Origin of the sequence: Actinomyces sp. HMSC065F12, assembly GCF_001814535.1 — a bacterium.
In the GTDB taxonomy this organism is placed as follows: domain Bacteria; phylum Actinomycetota; class Actinomycetes; order Actinomycetales; family Actinomycetaceae; genus Pauljensenia; species Pauljensenia radingae_A.
Map to the genome: position 1 here is coordinate 127204 of NZ_KV816967.1, position 24230 is coordinate 151433.

The 24230-nt window shown below is 60.0% G+C and carries 21 protein-coding genes and 1 riboswitch; of the genes, 8 read left to right on the forward strand and 13 right to left on the reverse strand.

Annotated elements, in window-relative coordinates:
* Window positions 1-12 precede the first annotated feature (12 nt).
* A complete protein-coding gene (rbfA, locus tag HMPREF2975_RS04210; protein ID WP_070725948.1) occupies window positions 13-528 on the reverse strand; it encodes a 30S ribosome-binding factor RbfA in 516 nt (171 codons plus the stop codon).
* A 133-nt stretch (window positions 529-661) separates the two neighbouring features.
* Here rbfA and HMPREF2975_RS04215 point away from each other — a divergent pair, with 133 nt between their 5' ends.
* From HMPREF2975_RS04215 to HMPREF2975_RS04230, 4 genes are all read left to right on the forward strand, one after another.
* Window positions 662-2341: a class I adenylate-forming enzyme family protein gene (locus HMPREF2975_RS04215; RefSeq protein ID WP_083314389.1), complete on the forward strand. Its 1680-nt coding sequence runs from the start codon at window positions 662-664 to the stop codon at window positions 2339-2341.
* Between the two features lie 250 nt (window positions 2342-2591).
* On the forward strand, window positions 2592-2936 hold the full coding sequence (locus tag HMPREF2975_RS04220) for a YbaB/EbfC family nucleoid-associated protein (RefSeq protein ID WP_058236423.1): 345 nt from the start codon (window positions 2592-2594) through the stop codon (window positions 2934-2936).
* Window positions 2933-3268, forward strand: coding sequence for a hypothetical protein (locus tag HMPREF2975_RS04225; protein ID WP_058236422.1), 336 nt, complete (start codon window positions 2933-2935; stop codon window positions 3266-3268). The genes HMPREF2975_RS04220 and HMPREF2975_RS04225 overlap by 4 nt, the downstream gene beginning before the upstream one ends.
* Window positions 3261-4778, forward strand: coding sequence for a collagen-like triple helix repeat-containing protein (locus HMPREF2975_RS04230; RefSeq protein ID WP_070725952.1), 1518 nt, complete (start codon window positions 3261-3263; stop codon window positions 4776-4778). Before HMPREF2975_RS04225 ends, HMPREF2975_RS04230 begins: the two co-directional genes overlap by 8 nt.
* Before the next feature lie 83 nt (window positions 4779-4861).
* Here HMPREF2975_RS04230 and lipA read toward each other — a convergent pair whose 3' ends face one another.
* Window positions 4862-5977: a lipoyl synthase gene (lipA, locus tag HMPREF2975_RS04235; protein WP_083314391.1), complete on the reverse strand. Its 1116-nt coding sequence runs from the start codon at window positions 5975-5977 to the stop codon at window positions 4862-4864.
* Between the two features lie 9 nt (window positions 5978-5986).
* Window positions 5987-6652: a lipoyl(octanoyl) transferase LipB gene (gene lipB / locus HMPREF2975_RS04240; protein ID WP_058236420.1), complete on the reverse strand. Its 666-nt coding sequence runs from the start codon at window positions 6650-6652 to the stop codon at window positions 5987-5989.
* Between the two features lie 104 nt (window positions 6653-6756).
* Here lipB and nadE point away from each other — a divergent pair, with 104 nt between their 5' ends.
* The 3 genes from nadE to HMPREF2975_RS04255 all read left to right on the forward strand — a co-directional run bounded on the left by nadE (window position 6757) and on the right by HMPREF2975_RS04255 (window position 10870).
* Window positions 6757-7596, forward strand: coding sequence for an ammonia-dependent NAD(+) synthetase (gene nadE, locus HMPREF2975_RS04245; RefSeq protein ID WP_058236854.1), 840 nt, complete (start codon window positions 6757-6759; stop codon window positions 7594-7596).
* The gene (locus tag HMPREF2975_RS04250; protein WP_070725954.1) at window positions 7596-8144 is read left to right on the forward strand and encodes a hypothetical protein; all 549 of its coding nucleotides are present in this window, start codon (window positions 7596-7598) and stop codon (window positions 8142-8144) included. The genes nadE and HMPREF2975_RS04250 overlap by 1 nt, the downstream gene beginning before the upstream one ends.
* Window positions 8145-8242: 98 nt before the next feature.
* Window positions 8243-10870, forward strand: coding sequence for a choice-of-anchor M domain-containing protein (locus HMPREF2975_RS04255; protein WP_141757286.1), 2628 nt, complete (start codon window positions 8243-8245; stop codon window positions 10868-10870).
* On the opposite strand, the gene HMPREF2975_RS04260 is transcribed toward HMPREF2975_RS04255, so the two are convergent.
* The 10 genes from HMPREF2975_RS04260 to rimP all read right to left on the reverse strand — a co-directional run bounded on the left by HMPREF2975_RS04260 (window position 10867) and on the right by rimP (window position 22865).
* Window positions 10867-12594, reverse strand: coding sequence for an FAD-dependent oxidoreductase (locus tag HMPREF2975_RS04260; protein WP_070725958.1), 1728 nt, complete (start codon window positions 12592-12594; stop codon window positions 10867-10869). The genes HMPREF2975_RS04255 and HMPREF2975_RS04260 overlap by 4 nt on opposite strands.
* Before the next feature lie 368 nt (window positions 12595-12962).
* Window positions 12963-13871 carry an ABC transporter substrate-binding protein gene (locus HMPREF2975_RS04265; protein ID WP_058236416.1) on the reverse strand — a complete coding sequence of 303 codons (909 nt, stop codon included), beginning with the start codon at window positions 13869-13871 and terminating at the stop codon, window positions 12963-12965.
* A gap of 2 nt (window positions 13872-13873) precedes the next feature.
* Window positions 13874-14614, reverse strand: a complete 741-nt coding sequence (locus HMPREF2975_RS04270; protein WP_058236415.1) for an ABC transporter ATP-binding protein — start codon at window positions 14612-14614, stop codon at window positions 13874-13876.
* Window positions 14598-15410, reverse strand: a complete 813-nt coding sequence (locus tag HMPREF2975_RS04275; protein WP_058236414.1) for an ABC transporter permease — start codon at window positions 15408-15410, stop codon at window positions 14598-14600. The genes HMPREF2975_RS04270 and HMPREF2975_RS04275 overlap by 17 nt, the downstream gene beginning before the upstream one ends.
* 3 nt (window positions 15411-15413) lie before the next feature.
* Window positions 15414-16481 (reverse strand): ABC transporter substrate-binding protein, encoded by a 1068-nt coding sequence (locus HMPREF2975_RS04280; RefSeq protein WP_083314392.1) that lies wholly within the window; start codon window positions 16479-16481, stop codon window positions 15414-15416.
* On the reverse strand, window positions 16478-17632 hold the full coding sequence (locus tag HMPREF2975_RS04285) for a phosphotransferase enzyme family protein (protein WP_058236412.1): 1155 nt from the start codon (window positions 17630-17632) through the stop codon (window positions 16478-16480). Before HMPREF2975_RS04285 ends, HMPREF2975_RS04280 begins: the two co-directional genes overlap by 4 nt.
* A gap of 24 nt (window positions 17633-17656) precedes the next feature.
* Window positions 17657-17762: riboswitch (TPP riboswitch) on the reverse strand.
* A gap of 98 nt (window positions 17763-17860) precedes the next feature.
* On the reverse strand, window positions 17861-20758 hold the full coding sequence (infB, locus tag HMPREF2975_RS04290) for a translation initiation factor IF-2 (protein WP_193599982.1): 2898 nt from the start codon (window positions 20756-20758) through the stop codon (window positions 17861-17863).
* 110 nt (window positions 20759-20868) lie between these two features.
* On the reverse strand, window positions 20869-21183 hold the full coding sequence (locus HMPREF2975_RS04295; RefSeq protein ID WP_074026152.1) for a YlxR family protein: 315 nt from the start codon (window positions 21181-21183) through the stop codon (window positions 20869-20871).
* A 20-nt stretch (window positions 21184-21203) separates the two neighbouring features.
* On the reverse strand, window positions 21204-22355 hold the full coding sequence (gene nusA, locus HMPREF2975_RS04300) for a transcription termination factor NusA (RefSeq protein ID WP_083314393.1): 1152 nt from the start codon (window positions 22353-22355) through the stop codon (window positions 21204-21206).
* Window positions 22356-22361: 6 nt separating this feature from the next.
* Window positions 22362-22865 (reverse strand): ribosome maturation factor RimP, encoded by a 504-nt coding sequence (rimP, locus tag HMPREF2975_RS04305; protein WP_227469213.1) that lies wholly within the window; start codon window positions 22863-22865, stop codon window positions 22362-22364.
* A 69-nt stretch (window positions 22866-22934) separates the two neighbouring features.
* Here rimP and HMPREF2975_RS04310 point away from each other — a divergent pair, with 69 nt between their 5' ends.
* Window positions 22935-24065, forward strand: a complete 1131-nt coding sequence (locus tag HMPREF2975_RS04310; protein ID WP_070725959.1) for a hypothetical protein — start codon at window positions 22935-22937, stop codon at window positions 24063-24065.
* Window positions 24066-24230 lie beyond the last annotated feature (165 nt).

The window sequence follows — 24230 nt, forward strand, 5'->3', positions numbered from 1 at the left end:
ATCTGGGCGGGCCTAGATTTCGTCGGTGTCGGCGTCGGCCTCGTCGATGTCTGATTGATCGACGTATGTGTCGTCAGCGCCTCCCTCGTCGGCGTATTCCTCGTCGTCTTCTTCGGGATGACGGTAGGGATCTGCCTCACCGGCATAACTGGCACCTTGAGCACCGCGCGCGATCTCCTCATCACGCGCACGAGCCCTGCCCAATGCATCTTCAATGGAGGCGGCCGTCTCTGGAAGCGCGTCGAGGATGAATTCGAGCGTCGGGGTCAATCGAATGCCCAATGCCTTGCCCACTTCGGAGCGAATCAGCCCCTTGGCGGATTCGAAAGCGCGCGCCGTTGCTGCGCGTTCCTCGTCATCACCCAGGACGGTGTAGAACACGGAGGCGTGCTGCAAGTCTCCTGTGACGCGCACATCTGTAATGGTCACGAACCCCAGGCGCGGATCCTTGATGCGTCGGCCCAGCAAGCGTGCGACCGTCTGATGAATCCGGTCCTCCACCTTATGTACTCGCGATTCATCTGCCATGGTGATGCCTCCTGTGCTGGTAAACAAACGTTGCGACCCTCTATCGTACGTGTCTGCGCCGTCGTGTTCCTAGTGATCGTGTCCATCACCTCATGTTCACCGTCAGCACATCGGCGGCTGCATAATAGGAGCCGTGATCACTGAGCCGCACGCAGATTTTTCCGCCATCCATTTCCTCGCGCTGTCCGCTGCGCGCCATGCCGGGCGCGACAATCTCATCGAGCTGCATCTGGATCCTGCAGCGCACACCTACTCGGAAGCCTCGCGCCGCACCCTGGCTCACAGCCTCGACGACGCGCTGCGCGCTGCTCAGGTCTTATTGGACTGGAATGTCGGGCCCACCTGCCGCGTCATTATCATGGCGCCGAACTGCGCCTGGCATATGCTCGTGCACGTGGCCTGCTCCGCAATAGGAGCCATCACTGTGCCGCTCGATCAGCACCTGCAGGCCGGGGAATTAGCCGCCATCCTGGTCAACTGCGAGCCGGATGTCATCATCTGCGGGGATGCTCAGATTGACCGCGTTGAGCGCGCGACCACCTTGAATATCGACACCGACAACGCTTCCCACCCGGCCCGCCAGCCACGCGTCGTGACAGTTGACCAGTGGAGTCGCGCGGTTGCTGAGACCTCTCCCCTGCCGCTTGCTGATGTGGCGGCACTGCCTGCGGACACGGTCGGCGCAATTTTGTACACCTCGGGAACGGCCGCTCATCCCAAGGGCGTCACACTCACCCATGAGAACCTGTGGTGGGGCACGCGCAATTTCCGCGACGTCTTCGAATATGGTCCACGCACCGTCGAAGCCGTCAGCGTTCCCCTGTCCCATATCGGTGGTTTCAACGGCACCACGCTGGACCTGACGATCTCGGGCGGAACGGTGATCATCGTGGATGCGTTCCATCCGGCTGCACTGGTCGAAGCCCTGGGCAGCTACCAGGTGGAGATGATGTTCGCCGTTCCCACGATGTACCGCATGATGTGTCAGGTTCCCACTTTCACCTCGGATGGGTTGTCCTCATTCACGCGCCCTTTGATCGGTGGCGCACCCGTACCGGCTGACCTTGCCGCCATGTTGCGCGAACGAGGCCTTGAACCGTTCAGCGTATGGGGGATGACTGAGCAGGCAGCGTCAGGTACGTGCCTGGTTCCCGGTCTTCCAGCCGACCGCTCCACAACCAGCGGTTTTCCTTTCCCGCACACACGTATCGGTATCGAGATGGTGGATGGGCTGGACGCACACGCTGTCCCAGTTGAAGGTACCCGGGCGGGCGAGTCCCCCTCGTCAGTTGCGAGCGTTCTGCCGCCCAGCTCGCGCGAGGGAGACATCCGTGCGAACACTATTGGTGAACTCATCTGCACCGGCCCATCCGTCACCCACGGGTACTGGAATGACGAGGAACTCAACGCGGCATCGTTGAGGGGCCCGTGGCTGCGCACCGGCGACTTGGGTTTCATTGACGAGGGCGGCTTCGTTCACATCGTGGGGCGCAAAGTGGCCACGGTGAACACAGGCGGCGAAAAGGTGCTCCCTCACGAGGTTGAACAGGTGCTCACGCGCATGGACGGAGTCCGATCCGCGCATGTGGTGGGTGTGCCCGATGTGAAGTGGGGCGAAGCTGTCAGCGCGGTACTGGTCATGGATGAGGGGTGCGAAGCGCCATCGCTTCACGATGTACGTGAGTTTGCCGGTCGATATCTTGCGCGCTTCAAAGTGCCTCAGCGCCTGGCGGTAGTTGAGTCACTGCCGGTATCGTCCAACGGCAAGGTCACCGTCTGCGCGCTTCGCGCAGTGTTCGCACAAGGTGACTAGCAGGGCGGTGTGTGTACCGGAAGTGTGTGTACCAGACATGTGCGTGTACGAGGCACATTGGCATTGAATCCAATGAACGGGTGAATGTGCGCGCATACGCACGCGTCGCGTTCTGTCGCAGTGTGGACGCGTATCGGTAAGAGAACATTGCATCACGGTGCAGCGGCCGGTGTACAGAGCAAATGTAAATTTGCGGAAATTTGCTGTCAGGTATGGACAAAGGTCCTGTTTTCCGTTTACATTCCTAGGTGTGGACGAAATTGCACAAGCGCAAGAGCGGGTCAAGCGTCAAGTGGCCCAAGCTCAACAGCACGCAGAAACCGCAACAGAGTTTCGTCGCCGAGCAGAGCAAGTGACCGGACAGGGCACCAGTCGCGACCGTCTCGTGCGAATCACGGTGAATTTTCAAGGTCATCTCAGAAGTACAGATATCGATAGTCATGCCCAGGGCGTGCCAGCCGATCACATCGCCTACGACGTGATGGAGGCTTACAACGCGGCGCGCACGGACCTTCGCGGTCAGGTGCACACGATCGCGGGCGAACTGTTTGGTGAGGATTCTCCGATTGTCTCAAGATTGATAGGTGAAATGTGAGCGACCTCGAGATCAGAACAGACGAACTGTCCCAGCACAAAGCACACGTAGCACAGGTGGCCAGCGCTGTTGACCTGGCTAAGCAGGCCTCATATGAAGCGGGTATAGGCGGCACCGCTTTTGGGCTTCTCTGCACCCCGATCTTGCTGCCTCCGTTGTTGATCATGGAAAGCGCAGCGCGCCGAACCATGCAAAGCGCAACCGACGCCTTGGAGAGGACGTCCAGGCAGCTCGGACTGACCACTGAAGACTTCAACTCTCAGGAAGCGGACCTGACACGCGGGTTCAAAGCTGAGGTAAACGTATGGGGTAAGCGAGGTCGCCATGAGTAATTCTTTGGTTGCTGAACGCCAGGAATCCACAGGGCAGCTGGCCGGTACGCTGCTGATCGAAGATGGTGAGGCCCTCGTCAAGGCCTTTGAATCGAAGGACTGGGTCAGTGGCGGCGTCGCACTCTTTTCAACCGCGCTGGATATCGGTGCCTCGGTCCTCGACCCGCTGGGCACACTGATTGCGATGGGCCTGGGGTGGCTCATCGAGCATGTTCACCCTCTGGACGAATGGCTCGATGCGTTCACCGGTGATGCCGACCAGGTGGCCGCCTACAGCGCGACGTGGAAAAACATTCACGCTCAGCTCGCTGAAGCCGGTACGCTTCTGCAGAACCACACCCGCGTCGACCTGTCCGATATGCGCGGTGAGACCATTCAGGCGCTGAATGCCCTCGAAGGCGACATCGCCAAGACCGTTGAGAAAGCCGGACGTTGGGCAGATGCAATGGGCACGGCACTGGAAGTAGCCGCGTCCCTCGTCCAGATCGTTCATGACCTGGTCCGCGACGCGCTCTCACAGATCATCGGCGCTTTTGCTTCAGCAGTGATCGAAGCAGTCGCGACCGCTGGTTTGGCACTGCCGGCGATCATCCAGCAAGTCACCGCCAAAGTATCCAGCCTGGCCACTCGCATCAGCGAAACGATCAACAAGGTGATCGAGTCGATCGGCAACCTCAAAGGCCTCCTGGGTCAGCTTGCGGGCCTGTTCGACAAAGTGAGCGGCATGCTCAATCAGTTCCTAGCCACCCCCGGTGGTCAGATTCTGAAAGATGTCGGCACCAAGCTTCTCACCACTGGTGGAAACGCGCTGCTCAACAAGATCACGGGTGGCTCACAGGGTGGCGGCCTCTTTGGTTCTCAGCGTCAGATGATGGATCCTGCGGCGTACGGTCGAGGCACCTCGTTGAACCGAGGTTCAGGATATTACGGTGGCGGAGCATATGGCGGCTTGGGTTACTCAGACTACTATGGCACCCACTACGCCTCAGCTTTGCCGAGTTCCTATCACGCAGGCTCCTACGGCATGCCAGGCTCCTATGACGTGTCGGGCGCCCATAGCGCGTCTGATGTGAGAATGAGCCACTCTGCTGCCTTCGCGGGTATCCGGCACAACGGTGATATCACTCCTGACTCACGCATCCCGGTGGCTCCGGCAGGTGCAGAAGCTGTCCACGCGTCTTCATCTGCTCCCACGCAGTCGGGCCGTCTGGGCTTCCACGCCGCTGAATCGTCAGCCGCGTCCTCTGCCTCTTTGGCAGCTCGTGGTGGCGCCGCGGCGACTGGACGCGGCTTCATGGTCCCGCCGATGGCGATGGCAGGCGCCGGTGGTTCGATGGCGGCAGCAGCCTCGTCCGGATCTGGTTTCAGGGGAGCGCATGCGTCCCGGCAGATTATCAACGAGGAGAATTTTCAGTCATTGTTCGACACCGAGCCAGAAGCTCCTGCTTCGAACGTGCCAGTCATCACTGGTAGCCATCACACTGAACACGCCTTCTCGCCGAGGTCATAACTTCTGGTCGCCGACGCACAACGCGCGCCTTGACTGGCTCATCAGCCAGCTTCAAGGCGCGCGTTGTGTAATGTATGAGGTTCCTAGAGGGCCGAAACCGGAAGCGGACGTCCTACCAACGACCCGCTGGCAGGGATCGCAGGTTCGGCCGACGTTGAGTGAGCACACTCTGCCGGAGACATCCGTCCCACAACAGCTGATGCTTCCTGACGCGCCGCACCAGCGGAGGCCAGTTCAACGAGGTCAGCATATTCGGACGGAATTTCCCGACCCAGGTTCTTCATCGCTTCGCCCCACAATTTGCCTGAACGGTAGGAGGAACGCACGAGCGGCCCTGACATACAGGCGGGGAATCCCATCGCATACGCCACGTCACGCAGTCGCACGAATTCCTGAGGTTTGACCCATCGGTCAATGGGATGGTGCAATGCCGAGGGGCGAAGGTATTGCGTAATGGTCAAGATGTCACACCCCGCGTCCAGCAGGTCACGCATGGTGGATTCGATTTCTTCGGTCGTCTCCCCCATGCCCAAAATCAGGTTCGATTTTGTGACGAGGCCAGCCTCCTTCGCTGCGTTGATGACACTCAGCGAACGGTCGTAACGAAACGCCGGCCGGATTGTCTTCATCAGGCGCGGAACCGTTTCCAGATTATGAGCGAACACCTGAGGCTCGGATTCGAATATCTGTGCAAGGGCATGCGGATCGCCTTTGAAGTCATCGACCAGCAATTCGACACCGGTACCAGGCTGCATGGCATGGATCTGTCGGCACGATTCTGCGTAGAGCCACGAGGCTCCGTCTTCAAGGTCGTCTCTACTGACGCCTGTGATCGTCACATAGCGCAGTCCGAGTTCTTTAACCGACTCAGCCAGGCGCTTGGGCTCATCCCGGTCGTATTCAGTTGGCCGTCCGGTGGCAATATCGCAGAAGTCGCATCGACGCGTACACAGCGCTCCACCAATCAGGAAGGAAGCCTCACGGTCCTCCCAACATTCGTAGATATTCGGGCAGTTAGCTTCTGCGCAGACGGTGTGCAGTCCGCCGCGATGAACCAGCTGCTGCATATCCTGATATCCCGGCCCATTGGAAACGCGCGTCTTCAGCCATGTGGGACGTTGCTTTTCGATAGGCGTCTGCGAGTTGCGCTCTTCGACGCGTCGGAGCTTGCGGCCTTCAGGTTCTGGCAGTGTCGACAACGCTGGTCCTCACTTCGTTGCAGCTAGTTCAGATTCGTGTGCAGAGTATGTCAGTGGCTCCAGGTGGGCTGTCAGCGACGCGATGAGCGGGTCAGCCGCATCGGCAACGCTGACACCATCGACGCCTTCCCCAACGAGGGAGGCGACACCGCAGTCGTGCAACCCACAGGGAATGATACCTGTGAAGGCGCGCGAAAAGTCAGGATTGACGTTCAAAGCAAGACCATGCATCGTTGCGCCCTGAGCCACTTTGAGTCCGATGGCGCAGAGTTTGCGATCAGGGTCACGCAACCACACACCGGCTTTGCCCTCAATGCGAACAACCGGCAGGTGCCATGTGGTGCGGACAGCCTCGATGACTGCCGCTTCGACGGCGCGAATGTATCCAATCGTTTCCGTTGGATCTGCCAGGCGAATAATCGGGTAAATCACCAGCTGCCCGGGCCCGTGCCACGTTACCGATCCTCCACGGTCAACCGAAATGACCGGCAGGTCAGCATCGACGATATCTTCAGGCTTCGTGCGCCTCCCAGCCGTGTAGGTCGGTTCGAACTGAGCAACAATGAGCGTGTCATCGCAATGGCTCACCTTCACGTCATCGAAGGTCTCACGCTGGATTCGGTCACCTTCCATGTACGGGATCAGTCCGCGATCCAAGAGGTTCTTTACCTGCATGCTTCTACTCTACGCTGGCGAAACTTATCGCCCCACCCGAGCAAGCGTGAGATACGCCGATGTTGGCAGTACTGCGAGCGCCCTCAGTTCGCTACGATTCAGATATGACTGATCATGAACGCCAACGCGCGATTATGGAAGAACTGGAAGTTGTCGAAGATTTCGATGCGGCTCACGAGGTCGAGCGTCGAATCACGTTCCTGGCCGAATATCTCAAGGAAACTGGCCTGAAGGGCTATGTCCTGGGCATTTCGGGCGGAGTAGATTCTACCGTTGCCGGTCGCCTGTCTCAGCTGGCGTGCGAAAAAGTGCGCGAGGATGGTGGTGACGCCACATTCGTCGCGATGCGCCTTCCATACCAGGTCCAGGCTGACGAGGACGACGCGCAAGATGCCCTGTCGTTTATCGATGCTGATCAGGTTCTGACAGTCAACATCGGAGCGTCGACCGATGCCATGTGGCAGGCAGTGAGTGAAGCAGATGATGATCATGTCGATTCCTACACGGAGTTTGTCAAGGGCAACGTGAAGGCTCGCGAACGCATGATCGCGCAGTTCACAGTTGCCGGTGCTCGCGGAATGCTCGTCGTCGGCACTGATCAGGCTGCGGAAGCCCTCGTCGGGTTCTACACGAAGTTTGGTGATGGTGCTGCTGACGTGACACCGCTGACTGGACTGCCCAAGCGCCGCGTGCGGGAGCTGGGCCGCTATCTGGGCGCTCCGGCGACACTGACTGACAAGGTTCCTACCGCGGATCTGGAATCTGATAAGCCGCTGCGTCCTGATGAAGTTGCTCTGGGCGTCACGTATGAGGCCATTGACGACTACCTTGAGGGCCGCGAGGTGAGCGAAGAAGATGAGCAGACCATCGTCAGGTGGCACTCGCGCACCGCTCACAAGCGTGCACTGCCTTTGACACCTGGCCGTTGGGAGAAGACGCACTGATGGCACGACGCTCGCGTCAGCCTTCACCTGTCACATGGGTGTTAGCTGGTCTCGCGTGGGGCGCGCAGCTTGCAGCACTCTATGTCCCTGATCCGCGAGCTGTGACACGGTCGGATTGCGGCGCCAGCGGAATCGGCGTCACTGACGCTGATGACACCGACGGCAATGGCACCAATTACCTCAGCGATACCGGCACCAGCGATACCGGCACCAGCGCGGCCTGCTCCACTGGCGGAACCTGTGCCACCGACGATACCAGCGCCATCGACAGTGACGATCACGACAGCATCGCGGACGCCGTGTTGAAATCGATGCCGCGTGATGCCGACAAACTTGTGCACGCTGTGTTGTTTGCCGCAGGCACTGCCAGCCTCGTTGCTGTGGGAGTGCCGTGGTATGTGGCCGCTGCGGGCCAATGCGCGCACGGATGGATCTCCGAAAAACTTCAGGCTCATATTCCGGGTCGCGGTGCCGATTCGGTAGATGTGGTGGCCGATGCGGCGGGCGTCGCGGTGGGGACAGCACTGGGCGTGATCGCTACCCGTTGACGACAAGGAGTCACAATGGGCAGCTCTCATCTTATTGATAAGTATTCTCACTTGCACTAGTGTGGTGGTAACTTCACCGCCTACGAAAGGTGCACACCGTGCCCGCCATCTCCCGCCAACGATTCTTCCGATATGCCGGCGCCACCCTCGTCACTGCAATCATGACCATCGGCGCCGCACTGTCGACAACTCCGCCCACCCATGCCGCTCCCGATGACGGGAAAACCGTGGCAACGCTCGGACATATCGATGCGCCGAAAACGTATTGGGAAGGCGGAACCTTCGTCCTCAAGAACGAGGCGCATGGGAAGGTCTATCCGCTTGAGCAGACCGTAAACTGGGTCGGCAAGGGGTACAACGACACAACCCAGGCTCAGCAGTTTATCTACCACGTTCCTGACGATCCTGAGGTGAGATTCCTGCGAGACACCAGTGCCACGTGGTACATGGCTCCGCAGCTTCCGGGGTGGAATCAGGCTCCGATCTGGGCAGGATTTGGTGCCGATGCAGATATTCCGATTGAACAGTTTGCTGGTCGCACTTTCACCCTCGACCTGGTTGATTTTGATGGACCTGGTCGCATGGAACTGATGAATTACACGACGTTGGGGCCATTGAAGATTCTGACGCGCTTAATCTCCAGCCATAATCCGGATCTGCGCTCAACATGGTTGACTGCAGGATCTCACACGCACAATATGACGCTGTTTTCCAAACCCGGACGCTACACGGCGACATATCGCGTCACCGCACGCTCAGCTGACGGCACCCTGATCGCGTCAAGAAAGTACCCGCACGTGTGGCAGGTCGGCGGCAGCCAACCCGGAAGCACACCCTCTGCTTCGCTGTCCGATCAGTTTGCCGCGGCATCTGATGCTCCACCGCAGGCCGGTGCCTACTCCTTGACCGTTCGCCCCCACCACGGGCGAGACAATGATGGTGATGATCAGCTGACGGATCTGGTGGCGAGCGTGCCTGAAGGTACCAGCGGAACAGTGACCTTCTTGATCGACGGCTATTTCCTGGCGGAAGTACCTGTTAAAGACGGGCGTGCAACGTGGCCTGAAATGCTGGGGAACACCACCAGCTCCCTCCAAGCCGTTTTTATTCCCGCAGATGGCACACACGCCAGGTGGGTCTCACCCGAAGTGTCTTACTCGACAGGCGATGCTGCGGCAACGGTATCGTCTCCCGCAAGCGCTCAGGGGCTGCCGCAGCCCGCTTCACACGATCCGGCGCCTGCATTTTCGACCGACGCGTATACGCCCACTGACTTGGGATTCGCTCTCACGCTCACCCCGGAAGACGGGGAGACATTCAGCACGACTATAAGGTTCAATGACCCGAAGATCCGTGCGACGCTCCGTGGCGGATATTACGAGGCTGGCGCGAATAATCCCACCTGCGGTCTTGAGCCCTCGGAGATGGTGTCGGGGTCGAAGGGCGCAGCCACCGCTTCCATCACCTATATGCAGTCTGACTGCGATGGGATGTCACTGAAATTCACGGTGCTCCCTCACGCTCTGATCGGAGCGCTGCCGACCGAGGTCACGATCCCCACGCCTGTCAATACTGCTCAGCCGCTGACGTATTCAGGCACGCTGAGAGCTGCTTCTCCCGCAGCACCTGCCGATCCAGATTCCGATCCGTCCGACGCAGCCGGTACGGATGGAAAGCCGGGCGGATCCGAGACGGGGACTGATCCTGGCTCAAATCCCGGTGCGAAACCAGGCACCGCTCCCGGAACCGATAGCGACTCGCCGCACACACAGGCTGACCCGCGTCTGATCCTGAACGATGGCCACGTGGATATTCAGGCCCGCTTGGAGGCAAATGGTCGTCTGGGGATCGCATTGAAGGATGACACCAGGCAGCATGCACATTCATCGCAGGTTCGCGAACTATCGTCAGTCGCGTTCGCACTGGATGACAATACGCGTCGGTCCACTCCGCGCACTCCGTCAGGCGCGGCGAACGGACCCAATTTCCTTCCCACACCTCCAGCCAAGTACTACCTGCTGGACCAGGAACAGCGCCAGGGCGCGTTGTGGCCAGGCTGGTCGACGACCGAGGTTGACGCTGAGCGTGCCGAGTCACTGACTTTACACCTTGAGCCGCGCTCCATTCCCAAAGGCGCCTCATACCACGTCTTTACCCTGGGAACCTTCGGTGAGACCACCGAATTGATAAATTCGACCCGCGAAATGACAAGCATCACCATGCCGGCGAACATTCACGCACATGCGGCGTGGGCATTCACCCAGCCTGGCGTGTATCTGCTCGATGCGTCCTACAGCGGGACGATCGATGGCGCGCCCGCATCATCAGGCAAGCAGTGCCTGACCGTACTTGTCGGTCACCAGGCAATCCTTGATCACAGGTCAGGAAAGACGCCCTCGTGCGCTGACACGCCCACCGCAGGCACTCCCACGCCAGATACTCCCGCTGGCGGGGCTCCCTCCAGCGAATCTCAGCCGACAGACTCTGGCAAGACGAAGACTGACGGTGCAGATGCAGGTACCACACCGCAGGACGCGGCTGGCGCGCAGAGCACGGGCGAGCAGCATGCCTCCGCCTCGGCTTCAGGTGCCCCGTTGGCATCAGTTACGCCACTGGGCACGCAGCGCCTTGCCAGCAGTGGCGCCCATGGAGGAATGGTCACAGGCGCACTCATACTGGCCGCGCTCGGGTGTGCGTGCGTGGCCAGGCACCCTCGCTGTTCTTAGTGAGCAACCATATTGCGGCCGGCCTTTTCTGCGATCGTACGCGCGGCAACATACCCGAAGACCAGAGCGGCCCCAATCGACGTGCCGCCGGCAGTGTAGGTGTGTCCAACAATGGATTTGGTGGTATTGCCGGCCGCATACAGACCGTCAATGACACTGCCGTCCTCGCGCGTGACCTGCGCTTGCGGATTAATCACCAGGCCGCCCGACGTTCCAATGTCACCGGGGTAGACCTGCGTGGCGTAGAACGGGCCTTTCTCCACTGTGCCGAGCGACGGGTTCGGCTCATGGTAGCGGTCACCGTAGAAACGATCGTGTTCGTTTTCGCCGCGGTGGAAATCCTCGTCGATGCCTGTGCGCGCAAAATCGTTGAACCGCTCGAGGGTGAGGCGCAGCTGCTCGACCGGCACGTCGATCTTCTGCGCCAGCTCGTCCACGCTGTCTGCCTGTACCATCGCCCCTGATTCGAAGTATTCCCTGGGCAGGGGCACGACCGGCATGTGTCCGTAGCCGAACACGTATTTCGAGCGGAACTGATGATCGAAGATCAGCCAGGCGGGAAGGTTTTCAGCGTCTCCCTCGCCCTTGCCGAAATGCCCACCATACAGGCCCTGGCCAGCGGTGCAGTATGGCAGCGCTTCGTTCATGAAACGCTTGCCCTGGCCGTTGACGATCACGGTGTGTGGCAGGGACCGGTCCGGGACGATAAAGCGTTCCTCATCTTCAATGACGATCGGCGTCCACGCGGATGAACGCGGCAACTGGATAACAGGTGACCAGATCGCATCAGCCATATTGTCGATCGCAGCGCCGTGTTGCAGGCCGACCTGAATACCGTCGCCCGTGTTCGTTTCCGCGCCGACAGTCCACGTGCCATTAATCGGGTGGCGCTGGTATTTCTGACGCATCTGCGCGTTTCGCTCGAACCCGCCGCACGCCAGGATGACGCCCTTGGCAGCGCGGATACGTGACTCTTTGCCTTCGTGCGTCACGACGATGCCGCGCACCGCGTCATCCTCCACAATGAGGTCCTTCAACGCGGTGTTCATGGCAATTTCGACACCTGCGCGCAGGCATCCTTCCATGAGGGCGCCGGTCAGTCCCATTCCCATTGTGCGCGGTGTGCGCCGGGCAAAGAGATGCTTGATGTTGCGTGCAGTCAGTCGGGCCAGTCGCGCCCACGGCTTCCAGCTTGACGCAAAGAGCAGGATGTCGGCGGAGTCGAACGAATTCAGATCCAGCGGAACAGCCGGTTTGAAATAGGCCTCCATCTGGTTCTTTTTCCATTTGCCCAGTTTGTTCGAGTCGAAGGCACCGGCCTCCACGCCGCGTCCTTGCGGCTGAGCTCCCGGAGCGTCGAGCCAGTAATCGGGGTAGCCTTCCATGTTGCGCCACACCAGCCCGGGGCAGTTTGCAGTCAGGAAATCCATCGCGCGCGTACCGTTGGTCAGGAACGAATCAATCATTTCGTCACTGGTGCAGTCTCCAACCGTCGCCTTCATGTAGGTGCGACCCATTTCCATATTGTCGTTGCCGCCGACGCGTTGAAGTTGTTTGTTACCCGGCACCCACACCATGCCGGCCGACTTAGCGGTGGACCCGCCCCATTTGTCGCCTTTTTCGATCATCAGTGTGCGCAGCCCGTTTTTTGCCGCCGTCAGTGACGCGCTCAGGCCGGCTGCACCCGACCCGACGACAACGACATCGAATTCTGTTCGCTTCATTGCTGGCCTTTCATGTGTCGTTCGGACGAGGGATCACGCTTCACCATTGCCAGTGAGTGCCCACTCGTTTCACACTTACCGCTACTGTACGGCATTGAAGCGACGAACGTGCCGGATCGCACTCCCCCTCTTGTCACAAACGACATTCACATTCATACAATCTTCTGTTCGTCCTCGTGGGTTCCACTTTCGTCGCTTTGAAGGGCTTTCTGTTTTCGCCGCTGTCCGTTTTGTCTCGTTCCTCTTTGTCATCTCACCCGTCAGCGCAGTGAGATTCGGCGGGGTTTTCTTCTCTTACACGATCTGGGGTGAGGTCGGGCAGATTCTCCCGGCCTCACCCCAGCGTTCACGTACTGCGGGCAGTTGTCTTACTGCAGGTAGTCGTTCGTCCACGCGCCATCAATGTCATCCATCGTCGCGGTGGTGAACCCGTTATCAACCATCCACTGGGTGTAGGAGCGGATGACCCCCTCGTCCATCTGCCCCCACTGTCCACTGGGCGCGTGCCACGTGGGCGCCATAAAGGCCAGGGAAGCTTTGAGGGTGTCTTCTTCGCTGGCGCACATGGTGCTGGCAATCAGCTGGATCGTCTCATCCTGATTGTCGCGCGCAAAGTCGTATCCCTTGCCGGTGGCCTGCAGGAAGCTGCGCACCGTGTCGCCATGCTCACGCAGGTAGGACTCTTCGACGCATAGGAAGTAGGCATGGTGTGGCGTGACCTCAATGTCGTCGAAGGAGATCTGAACGACCTGACCAAAGTCTTCCGACCCCTGGTAGGCTTCCCAGCCAAGCACGTTGAAGATCGCGTCATAATGACCTTTTTCGACTGCGCGGATGTCCGGCTCGAACACGCCAGGATCTTCCACGATGACCTTCGAGTAGTCTCCCCCGTCCTTTTCGACAGCTTCCTTGACCATTTCAGTCAGGCGTCCCACCGGTGGGATCGACACATGCTTGCCTTCCAGGTCACGGAAGCGGGTGATGCCCTTGGACTTCAACGTAATGACGCCGCCAAGCTGGTTCTGGTTGAATGTGGCGACCGCAACAAAGGGGTGATCAGTCTTCCGGGTTTCGAGCAGCTCGCCCAAGCGGATCGAGGCGAACTGGAATTCGCCGCGGGCGGTCAGTTCAGCGGGCGTGCCACGGTCAAAACCGTCCCAGGAGATGTCGACGTCCAGATCCTGGTCGGCATAGAAGCCTTTCTTGCGCGCCACGAACAGGCCGGCGTGGTTGGGCCACGTCACGACGTATTCCAGACGAATTCTGACGAGGTTCATTGCTACCTTCTTTCTGCCCCTTGTTCGAGGGCGACTCTGATACTGGTGAGTGCGTGTAAGAACCGGGGATCTGTGCGCAGATTGGGATCGGTGCGGTTAGGCAGATCAATGGGGTAATCTGCGACAATGCGACCCGGCCGAGCGGACATGACAAGAACCCTGTCAGCAAGGGTAATGGCCTCTTCCACATCGTGCGTGACCAGCAGGATCGACAGTGCGCGCTGCCGGGCGGCGCTGACCAACCACCGTTGAATGCCGGCGCGCGTCATGGAATCAAGGGCGCCGAACGGCTCATCCAGTGCGATCAATGTGGGTTCAGCGAGCATCGTCCGCAGAAATGCCACACGCGAGCGCATTCCACCAGAGAGCTGGTCCGGATAGGCGTGTGCGAATTCGTCGAGCTCAAACTGAGCGAGAAGGTCGAGGGCGGCCTGCCGTGCCGTGGCCGGGGGTAGTTTGTGGATGAACAGCGGCAATGCGACGTTGTCAACAACAGTGCGCCACTGAAACAGACCGTCGTTTTGCGGCATCAGTGCGACGTGCGGGTTATCCACCTGCCATTCGAGCTGGCCGCTCGTGGCGTGATCCAGGCCGGACACGATACGCAGCAGCGTGGACTTGCCACATCCTGATGGCCCGACGATTGCCACAGTCTGATGTGGGTACAGAGTGGCTGAAATGCGATCGAGGGCCAGAGTGGGCGGGACCTGGAATTGTTTACTGACGTCATTGATGTGAAGCATGTGTCACCGCTTTCCAGGGAAACGCAATGCGTTCGGCCAGAGCAACAACGCCGTACAGCACCAGTGTCATCGCCGTCAACACTGCTGCGCCGACAAAGACCAGCTCGGTGCGAAACGAGGATTGCGCGGTCAGCAGGTAGATTCCCAAGCCATTGCGCGCTCCGACAAACTCAGCAGTCGCTGCCGTTGCCGGCCCGTAGGTGACGGTGATACGTAGCCCGGACATGAACACTGCGGCCGCAGCGGGCATGCGCACATGCGTGAGTATCCACCATTTCGATGCGCCCAAGGTCGTGGCCACGTCAATCTGGTCTCTGCTGGGCGATGCCAGTCCGCGCGCCAGCGGCACCACGATCGGGAAAAGCCCGAACAATCCGACCAGCAGTACTTTCGACGTGATACCGAAGCCGAACCAGATAATGAGCAGCGGCGCAATAGCGACGACCGGAATGGTCTGCGAGATGATGAGAACAGGGATGGCGACACGACCGATCGGGCGAATCGCAAAGATGATGAAAGCCAGGCTCACACCGCACACGAGTGCGAGCACCGTTCCCAGGCCAACTTCAAGGGCGGTGATCCTGGTGGCTTCCCAGACATTGGGCGCATCATCAAAGCCGGCGTGGATAATCGTCGAGGGCGCCGGCATAAGGCGTTCGTTGACGTTGAACGCGCGCACCGCCACCTCCCACGCACACAGGAGCAACACCACAAACATCAGTGCGGGCATGAAACTGCCCCGGTGGTGTTGGTCGCGCTCACGTGCAGAGACGGCGGTGCGGTACCTCGCGGGCATCTGTTACTTCACGAACTCATTGGTGACGATGTCGTCAGCTGCGATCGGTTCGGTGACCGCAGTCCCCTTCTCGTCATACACGAGGCCCTGCTCGACAATGAATGCCAGGTAGGTGTTCCAGCGATCAATGTCGGCAAAGCCCACACCACCCTTTGAATCAGGCCAATACTGTGTGGAGAGTATTTCCTGGCTGCGAGTGACCAGTTCGGGATCAAGTTTGGCCTGTGGGTTGGCATCGACCAGAATTTTCGCCGCTTCATCGGGGTTATCCTTGGCGAACTCGTAGCCCTTTTGTGCTGCCTGCACGAAGGCGCGGACAAGGTCGGGATCCGATTCGATCAAGTCGTTGCGCGTCGAAATGCCGATCATTGCCGGAGTGGTGGGAACGTCATAGTCGGCGGGCTGGAACATGTGCAGCTTGGTGCCCGACAGTTCTGCCTCAATTGCCTCCCACGTGCTGAGAACCTCAGCAAAATCCGCCTGGCCTGATTCCAGAGCCGCCATTGCCTGCGCGCCCACAATGACGCGGTCAAATTCGCCTGTTCCGCCATCGTGCTGAATCATCATCTGGGTGGAGATATGGGCCGAATCGCCCGAGTAGTCAGCAATTGTCTTGCCGTCCAGATCTTTTGGACGGGTGATCCCCGAATCTTCCAGAACTCCCACGCCATAGGAGGACTTTTGCTGAATATTCAGCACCATCGTCAGCCCGAGGTTGGCGGCGTGAGCCGATGCCAGTGCATCTGCTCCCGAGATTCCAAAATCAGCGCCCTTCGCGCTGAGAACAGCGTCAACACCTGACTTGGAGAAGCCCATGATGTCCACATTCAATCCGGCGTCCGCGAAGTAGCCTTTTTCCTGGGCGACGAACAGTCCAGTGTGATTCGTGTTCGGTGTCCAGTCCAAGATGACGGACACATCACGCATCTGTCCAGAGGCCTGCGAAGCCGACTGGCCGGTGGCGTCGGCGCCTGACTGGTCAGCTGAGGACATATCCGACGATCCGCCTGATGAGCATGCGCCCAGCATGGCGACGCTGAGGAGGAGGGGCAAAAGCCTGGTTGTTTTCATGATCTCTCGATTGCTAGTTGGGTAACTGTGCGGATAAATTGAGTGCCGGATTCAGTGGTGAACCACCGGTGATGAGCATCCATCCCGATCGTGTACGCCCAATCCGACGTACGCCCCGGTATCGGGGCACGCTGGTCATACTCGATAACAGCAAGTTCGAACTCGGTGTTCGACACTGCCACCATCGGCGCGAGCATGCGAGCCTCCTCGCGCATCAGTGGGTACTGACTGACATACCCGTCCAGAAGGTCGCGCACCACCTGGGGACGCCACGCATTTTCGATACCTTCAGTGATGGTCAGCCAGTCGATCGCGTGACGTTCAATGAGCTGTGCCAGATCGAACAGCGACGGGTTGGCGTATGCCAGCCCAAAATCAAAGACACTGGTGATGACGGGACCCTGCCTGGTGTCCTTCCACATCGTGTTGGACACGTGCAGGTCCCCGTGTGTCCAGTAACGAGGGCGCTCCCGCAGCGGCTCAAGGGCCCGCGCAAAAGGAGCGACAACTGCCAGGTCACCAGCCAGGTCACGGCCGGTTCTGGACACATAGTTGGCAACGATGGGGTGCGCTTCGCACCAGGCTTCAAGACGGTCAAACGGATCACCCAGCATGAGGTCCATGCGCGACTGGTAAGGATTGGGCGGTGCGACCACTGCTGGAATCTTTTCAGAGGCGCGACGAAGCTGCCCCGCCACTCGGCCGATTTCCACGCTCTCTTCGCGTGTGCACGGCGGCATCCAGCTGGTCGTCGTACGGTAACGGTCTTCACCCGGCGCGCATTCGCTCACTTCCCAGACCCATCCGCCCATCGTCAGACATGTTCTGCCGGTATCGAAGGTGAAGAAGCGCGGCGTCGGGAAGGCGCCTGCGGCGAGCCGGTTCACATAGTCATGTTTGACACACAGGTCGTATTCGCTGATCAGGTGGGGCGCATAGCGTTTGATGAAGACGCGTGTTCCACATGCCAGCTGGGCGATACACGCCGAGGCCATTGGACGCGCCGAGTGAGTGAGGACCTGCGGGCACTGGGCAGAAGCACCCGCCAGATGCGGCATATCCACCAGGCGCTCTTCCAGCGCCGCCACATCCTGATCTGAGATCAGTGGCCACACATTGTTAATGATGTCGAGTTGTTCGTCTCGATTCATTTGCGGCTCCTCGTGCTCACCAATGCGCACGACTAAACCGCGTTCCTACGCCAGCATGATCTGGTTCAGGTATAACGGTCGGAGAATTTTCCCTCTCAGCCCGCCTGTCCGGGCTCCCGTGCCCCCTCACCATACCATCAGCTGCACGTCATACGTAAAACGAGGGTGCCCCACCCTCACATAGTGGATGGGTCACCCTCGTCAATGGGACAGGAAACACAGTGCGAACTAGTCGCGAGCCTTTTCCTTCATTTCCCACGTTTCGATGATGTCGCCCTCGGCAATGTCCTTGAAGCCCAGGGTGATACCGCATTCGTAGCCTTCGCGAACCTCGGTGACATCGTCCTTTTCGCGGCGCAGCGACGCGATCTCCAAATCGGGAGCAACCACGACACCGTCGCGAACCAGGCGGGCCTTCGAGCCGCGGCGAATGATGCCGTCACGAACAATGGAGCCTGCGATGTTACCGAACTTGCCGGAGCGGAAGACCTGGCGGATCTCAGCCGTGCCCAGCGCGACCTCTTCATAAATCGGCTTGAGCATGCCCTTCAGGGCCGCTTCGATATCGTCGATGGCTGCGTAGATGACCGAGTAGTACTTGATCTCCACGCCTTCCGCGTCGGCCATTTCAGCCACGCGCTCAGCCGGACGCACGTTAAAGCCGATGATGACCGCGTTATCGACGGTGGCCAGGTTGACATCGTTTTGCGTAATGGCTCCGACGCCGCGGTGGATGATCCGCAGGGCAACTTCGTCGCCCACGTCGATACGCAGCAAGGAATCTTCCAGAGCCTCAACGGCACCGGACACGTCACCCTTGATGACAAGGTTGAGGGTGTCAACTTCACCTTCCTTGAGAACCTTATCGAAGTCTTCGAGGGTGACGCGCTTGCGACGCTTGGCCAGCAGTGCTGCGCGCTCGGCAGCTTCTCGCTTGTCAGCGATCTGGCGGGCGGTGCGGTCATCGGATGCCACAAGGAAGGAGTCGCCTGCCCGTGGAACTGATGTCAGGCCGATCACCTGCACCGGTCGTGACGGACCGGCTTCCTGCACATCCTTGCCATACTCGTCGAACATGGCGCGCACGCGTCCGGAGGCGGATCCCACAACGAGGGCGTCTCCCACGCGCAGCGTTCCACGCTGGACCAGCATGGTGGCAACCGCACCACGACCACGGTCAAGGTTCGCTTCAATGGCGACGCCTCGCGCCTCGGTGTCAGGGTTTGCCTCCAGGTCAAGTGCGGCATCCGCTGTCAGGAGGACTGCTTCGAGCAGGTCACTGATGCCGGTGCGCTGCTTGGCGGACACGTCCACGAACATGACGTCGCCGCCATATTCTTCAGCCACAAGGTTGTATTCGGTGAGCTGGGAGCGGATCTTATCCGGATTGGCATCTTCCTTATCCACCTTGTTGACGGCCACAACGATCGGCACGTCCGCTGCCTGCGCATGGTTGATCGCTTCAACGGTCTGCGGCATGACGCCGTCATCGGCTGCGACCACCAGGATCGCAATGTCCGTCACCTTGGCGCCACGGGCACGCATAGCGGTGAAGGCTTCGTGACCAGGCGTGTCGATGAATGTGATGGGGCGGTCCTTGCCCTCCATATCCACCGTGACCTGGTAGGCGCCGATGTGCTGGGTGATGCCACCGTGTTCGGTGTCGACGACGTCGGTGTGCCGGATGGCGTCCAGCAGCTTCGTCTTACCGTGGTCGACGTGACCCATGACGGTGACGACCGGTGGGCGCGGCTTGAGATGCTCTTCATCATCAAGTTCTTCGGCCTCAAGGTCGATATCGAAGGACTCAAGCAGTTCGCGATCCTCGTCTTCTGGGGAAACGACCTTGACGTTGTAGCCCAGTTCGTCGCCCAGTGTTTCAAAGGTGTCCTGATCCAGTGACTGCGTGGCCGTTGCCATTTCACCGAGGTGGAACAGAACAGTCACCAATGCTGCCGGATTGACGTCGATCTTTTCGGCAAGATCAGCCAGGGACGCGCCCTGACGGATGCGAATCTCCTGGCCATTTCCGCGAGGAATCTTCACGCCGCCGATTGTCGGTGCACTCTGCTCTTCGTATTCCTGCCGCCTTGCACGCTTGGACTTGCGTCCGCGACGCGAGCCGCTTCCACGGCCGAATGCGCCCGGTGTGGAGCCGCGACCACCGCGACCGCCACGGGGACGGCCACCGCTCGGGGGCGCAAATGCACCTGCGTGTGCGCCGACTCCTGGGCTGTTGTGACGTGAATTGTTGGAACGTCCACGTCCGCCACGTGACGGGCGGTCAGGCTTGGCGAACCGTGCCTGATCGGGCATCATCATCGGGTTTGGATGGTTGCCGCCGCGTGAACGGTTCGGGCGTTCACCGCGGTGCTCGCCACCGCCGGAGCGGTTCGTGTGCGCAGCGCCACCTTGTGTGCCGCGGCCACCGGGCCTGTTGGTGCGCTGGCCACCGCGTGTTCCACCAGGTCGAGGCATACCTTGCGTGGATGCGAAGGGATTGTTGCCTGGGCGTGGCCCAGCAGGGCGCGGGCCGGGACGAGGTCCTGGGCGCGGTGCCGACTGGCGGCCATGAGCCTTGGAATCTGAAGCCGATGCTTTCTTGGCGGATTGGGGGCCGGGCTTGGGACCAGATTCTCCCGACGACACCGGTGCCGATGCGTGAGCATCGCCTGATTCCTGAGTATCGCGAGGTCCCGGTTTCGCCGCTGCAGCTGCCTTCTTGTCAGCTGCGTGCGCTACCGGTCCTGGCTTCGGTGCTCGCGCCTTGGCCGGTTTCTTTTCTGACTTTCCGGTCGGCGCATCATCACTGGCCGCACTGCTTTCTGGCTGTGCCAGGTCGGCAGGTGTGGACGCAGTGGACGACTTCCTGGTCGACTTACGAGACGCAGTAGTTGTCTTCGCAGCCGTTTTCCTTGTTTTCTTGGGTGCCTTCGCCTTCTCGGATTCTTCTGTGTCCTGAGGCGCAAGGGAGGCGTAGTGTTCACGCACGGCTCGAACCACTGGCGGTTCCAGAGCCGAGCTTGATGCCTTGACGAACTCTCCGCTATCGCGCAGGTACGCCAAGAGTTCTTTGCTGGCAATGCCGAGCTCTTTGGCGAGCTCGTGTACACGCAACTTTGCCACAATTCTCCTGTCCGGATCCGTCTCCGAACTGGAGACGGGACTTATCGTTCTTGCTGGCAGCTCATCGCTGGGTACTCATCGGGTGCCCATCAGCTTCCAACCCGCTTCCATTACTCGATGTCCAACGCACGGTGCGTTGCTGACAATGTGATCGTGTCGATCAGGTGATCCCACTGGTCCTCCCCCACGGTGTGAGGCAGGCGTAATGCATGTTCGAGGGCTCGCCGTCGGCGGGCCTTCTCCATGCATGTCGCATGTGCGTGAATCCACGCACCACGACCTGGCAGGATGCCTTTTGGATCCACCTGTGCGGATCCGTCGTGAGTCGCCACCATTCGAACCATGCTCGAGGGGGCGCCTCGCTGCCGGCAGCCAATACATGTGCGAATCGGGCCTGAATGGTCATGCGTCTCCACCGCACACATACTAGTCCAGCCCAACCAGTCTAACTGAGGTCGGCGTCCGTATTGGAATCTGTATGTGAGCGACTGGTCACGTCGTCCTCGTCCTCGTCCTCGGCAGTGATGTCGAATGCGTCGGTGCCGCTAACATCTGACACGCTGGCAGCCTCGTCACCTCCATAGGGCATGTCAGGCATCGATGAGCGTGACGCCTCCATCTTTCCGTCCGCATCCATGTCGGAGTGAATATCAATGTGGAAACCTGTCAGGCGCGCAGCCAGTCGAGCGTTTTGTCCCTCTTTGCCGATTGCCAGTGAGAGCTGGAAGTCAGGCACAACGGCGGTGGCGGTGTGATTTTCAACCGAATGCACGACCACTCGGCTCACGCGCGCCGGAGACAGCGCGTTGGACACGAAACGAGCAGGATCTGCCGACCAGTCAACGATGTCGATCTTTTCACCACCCAGCTCAGTCATCACCGAGCGCACACGCGACCCCATCGGCCCAATGCATGCTCCCTTGGCGTTGACACCTTCACGTGTTGCTGCAACGGCGATCTTCGTGCGGTGGCCCGCTTCGCGCGCAACGGCCTTGATCTCCACCAGACCCTGCTGGATCTCAGGAACCTCGCGTTCGAACAGGCCGAGCACCAAGCCGGGGTGGGTTCGTGACAGGACGATTCGCGCACCACGCTCGGTGCGTTCAACCGACACGACGTAGGCGCGGATCCGCTCATTGTGATGGTATTCCTCGCCCGGAACCTTTTCTGAATCCGGCAGCACGGCCTCGAAGTCGTCCGATAGTTTCACCAGCGTCAGGTGGCGTTCACGTGCCTGCTGGACAAGGCCGGTGACGATCTGCCCGGTCTTGGATGCGAAGTCGCCCAGAACTTTCTGGTCGTCGGCGTCTCGCAGCCGCTGCATGATCACCGAGCGCGCAGTTGCCTGTGCGATGCGCCCAAAGTTGGAGGGGGTGTCATCGAATTCACCGATCGGGTTGCCGTCGTCGTCTTCTTCGGTCGCCATGACGGTGACCCGCCCTGAACGCTTGTCGATCTCAATGCGAGCTTTGCGGATAGCGCCCGGGATGTTGTGATACGCCTTGAGCAGCGCCTCTTCGATCGCGTCCACAAGAGTATTGAGATCTACACCTTTTTCCTGCTCCACCATTCGGAGCGCTGTCATGTCAATTTCCATGATCCCTCACTTGTCTGACTTACCCGTGCCAAGCTCGACGCGCGGACGCGCCTTCTTGATCGTGTCATATTCAATGGTAACCGGCTCATCATCGACCACCAGAATGACCTGCTGATCAGCCACTTCGGACAGTCGCCCCTCAACGGTGTTCCCGTCGCGAAGCCTGACGCGGATGAGCCGTCCGATCTGTCTGCGCCAGTGCCGCGGCTGCGTGAGTTCACGCTCGGCTCCCGGTGTGGACACTTCCAGAATGTATTCACTGTCAATCGGGTCGGCCTCATCCATCGCCAAGGAAATGGCTCGTGAGACCTGCGCGAGTGTGTCGGAGTCAACTGACTCGTAGGAGTCTGCAGGCGTGTCCTCACCGTAATCCACGCTGATGCGCACAATCGGACGCGTCTGGGGGCCGATGACCTCGATCTGATCGATGATGAGTCCGCACGTGGCGACGACGGGCTCCAGTATGCGCCTGATCAGATCCTGATCTACTGGCTGAGCGGGTTGTGCCACAGCTTCTTCCTTCCGAACGACACGCCAATATTCACTAGTTTAGCCACATGCGCATGCGATGATGACACCGTGAAGTTTTCCTCCAGCCTGCACCGCCACTCGTTTTACCATTTGGCGAGGGCGACGTGCGCAAGCGCCGCGATAGCTGCCATCGCCGTGACACTCACGGGCTGCGGGGTTCACCTGGAATCGGCGCAGGGCTCACTGCCTGAGCTGACAGCGCCCCAGCTGGTGCGCGATCGTGCTGTTCGCGCGGATTGGGCAATTGCCGCTCGCGCCAACGAGCTCGCTGATCTGGCCGGACAGTGTGAGCCGTGCCAGAAGGCGTGGCGCGATGTGGCCGACCGTGCCGCGCAGCGAGTCGAGTCACTGGGAGGCGTGTGGCATCCGTGGCCTGATGGTGCCCCTGAGGGCGCTGACTTGCCCGATCCGATCGCTGAGGCTCCCGTTGCAGCGGATGCATTCGTCGCCTGGATGGCGGCCTGTGCTGTACGCGACTTGTCATCCGTCGCTGATCCTGCCCTGCTCAGTGATGCCGATGCGCGCATATTTTCCAGGGTCGCGGCGGCGCGCCTGGCGGATGCGACCACGCTCGGTGCGGTTGTGGGCGTTGATTACGGTGAGGGCGCATCAAGCGTGCTGGCACTGGCGAACCGGATTGCGGCTCGGACTTTCGGGGATTCTGTGGGCGGGTCTGCTCGTGATGGCGTGATGCGCGCGGCTCAGGGAATTTTGGATGCCCAGGAGGTTGCGCCTGTCGACACAGGCACCGTCCTCTTTGCGCACCTGGCACCCGCTGACCAGGGCATGCACAGCGATCAACGCGACTTCACTGAAGATGCTGACGTGTCCAATGCGGTGCGCGTATGGGACTGTGTCGGTCAGACTCTTCCTGCCCTCCAGGTGGAGGGCGAGGGGATCGCTGACGCATCTGCCACGGTGGATCGATTGTTGGAACGCACGCGAGTTGTCCTCAACGCTGGCGTGGACGATACGCGCGAGTTCCGGTGCCATCTGGAAGAGTCGTCACCTCAGTCACTGGATGCGTTGATGCTGGCAACGGATCTGACTCTGGTTGATTCCGCCGATGCGGATGTGCGCGCTCTGGGGGTGCGCAGCCTGGCCGCTGACATTGTGGCAGGAGCCGCATCGGGCAGTGCTGACATGTCAGACGCCCTCGATGCAGCCTTAAAGCAGTAACGTTTCTGTCCCTCACGTATTGCGGTGTGCGTGATACCTGCCCGCGCATTTTTCGCCTGTCATGCGCGGCGTCCAGTTGGGGGCCTAGTATGCGTATCCCATCACCGTCGGGGCAGGCGCTTGTCGTTGTGATTCTGCGGTGCCCCGACCGGGGCTCGAACCCGG

Excerpts from the sequence above, each read along its gene's own strand:
- rbfA (WP_070725948.1), bottom strand. The coding sequence starts at position 528 with ATGGCAGATGAATCGCGAGTACATAAGGTGGAGGACCGGATTCATCAG.
- HMPREF2975_RS04230 (WP_070725952.1), top strand. The coding sequence starts at position 3,261 with ATGAGTAATTCTTTGGTTGCTGAACGCCAGGAATCCACAGGGCAGCTG.
- lipB (WP_058236420.1), bottom strand. The coding sequence starts at position 6,652 with ATGCAGGTAAAGAACCTCTTGGATCGCGGACTGATCCCGTACATGGAA.
- nadE (WP_058236854.1), top strand. The coding sequence starts at position 6,757 with ATGACTGATCATGAACGCCAACGCGCGATTATGGAAGAACTGGAAGTT.
- HMPREF2975_RS04250 (WP_070725954.1), top strand. The coding sequence starts at position 7,596 with ATGGCACGACGCTCGCGTCAGCCTTCACCTGTCACATGGGTGTTAGCT.
- HMPREF2975_RS04260 (WP_070725958.1), bottom strand. The coding sequence starts at position 12,594 with ATGAAGCGAACAGAATTCGATGTCGTTGTCGTCGGGTCGGGTGCAGCC.
- HMPREF2975_RS04265 (WP_058236416.1), bottom strand. The coding sequence starts at position 13,871 with ATGAACCTCGTCAGAATTCGTCTGGAATACGTCGTGACGTGGCCCAAC.
- HMPREF2975_RS04270 (WP_058236415.1), bottom strand. The coding sequence starts at position 14,614 with ATGCTTCACATCAATGACGTCAGTAAACAATTCCAGGTCCCGCCCACT.
- HMPREF2975_RS04275 (WP_058236414.1), bottom strand. The coding sequence starts at position 15,410 with ATGCCCGCGAGGTACCGCACCGCCGTCTCTGCACGTGAGCGCGACCAA.
- HMPREF2975_RS04280 (WP_083314392.1), bottom strand. The coding sequence starts at position 16,481 with ATGAAAACAACCAGGCTTTTGCCCCTCCTCCTCAGCGTCGCCATGCTG.
- HMPREF2975_RS04285 (WP_058236412.1), bottom strand. The coding sequence starts at position 17,632 with ATGAATCGAGACGAACAACTCGACATCATTAACAATGTGTGGCCACTG.
- HMPREF2975_RS04295 (WP_074026152.1), bottom strand. The coding sequence starts at position 21,183 with ATGTGTGCGGTGGAGACGCATGACCATTCAGGCCCGATTCGCACATGT.
- nusA (WP_083314393.1), bottom strand. The coding sequence starts at position 22,355 with ATGGAAATTGACATGACAGCGCTCCGAATGGTGGAGCAGGAAAAAGGT.